Here is a 934-nt window from a genome sequence, read left to right on the forward strand (position 1 = left end):
GAATCAAAAGATCGCAGCCTGCGGCAGCTCCTACACAAGGCGGGGTGTCAGAAAGATTTGCTCACGCTTGCCACCACCGTCGCCGTGCACACATCCTTGAATCCCCAGTTGCTCAGGCACTGGCTCTGCGACAGATCGGTATCGATGTAGCTCAGGCCCAATACCACGCCGGCCAGGTTGTGCGTCAGTTTGACCTCCCATTCGCGGTAGCTGTCCTCGGCATGCCCGGACGCCGAGTACAGGTGTGGGTCCTTGAAATCCATGTTGCCGTAACGCAGTTTCAACCCGGAATCGAACGGCAGCTCGGTTTCATAACCGACATAGGTGTAGAGCGAGCTCTGCTTGCTGTCGATCCCCGGTGCATCGCTGGAGTAATACGCCGCCAGCTTCACCCCGTAGACGCCGAGAATGCCGTACACCTCGCTCTGGTTGAACTGGCTTTCTTTGGGATAAGCGTACTTGATGTAGCCCAGATCGAGGCTGACATCCTCGGTGGCCTGCCACAGCCAGCCGGCGTAGTAATCGACTTCCTGACGGGTTTTCAGGCCGCCGCCAAAATCGACGTTGGAGCTCCAGGCCCCCACGTACAAGCCGCTGCTGTGGGCCAGGGTCAGACCGGCCTGCACGGCCGGGTCATTCTGGGTTTGCGATATGCCGCGGGTGCGGTAGTCGCTGGCCAGCGTCAGGTCGATCAGCAAGGCGAAATCGTCGTTCAAGGGAATCGCGTGGCTGCTCAGGGGCAACAGGCTCAAGGAACTCAGGGCGAGCAAGGGCAAGGCTTTCATGTGAAGTCCCGGTGTTGTGATTATTTTTGGGCAGTACGAAAACTGTGGAGGGAATGCAATCTCGGCCACCCTCACAGCCCCTGTGGGAGCGAGCCTGCTCGCGAAAGCGGTGGTTCATTCAGCATTGATGGCGACTGATACGCCGCCTT

At 58.9% G+C, this 934-nt stretch carries 1 protein-coding gene; it reads right to left on the reverse strand.

Annotated elements, in window-relative coordinates; all coding sequences use genetic code 11:
• Positions 1–47 precede the first annotated feature (47 nt).
• Positions 48–785, reverse strand: a complete 738-nt coding sequence (locus ACTJKS_RS27980) for a TorF family putative porin (protein ID WP_108182522.1) — start codon at positions 783–785, stop codon at positions 48–50.
• Positions 786–934 lie beyond the last annotated feature (149 nt).

This window comes from Pseudomonas sp. 22189 (assembly GCF_052045635.1).
GTDB lineage: Bacteria > Pseudomonadota > Gammaproteobacteria > Pseudomonadales > Pseudomonadaceae > Aquipseudomonas > Aquipseudomonas parakoreensis.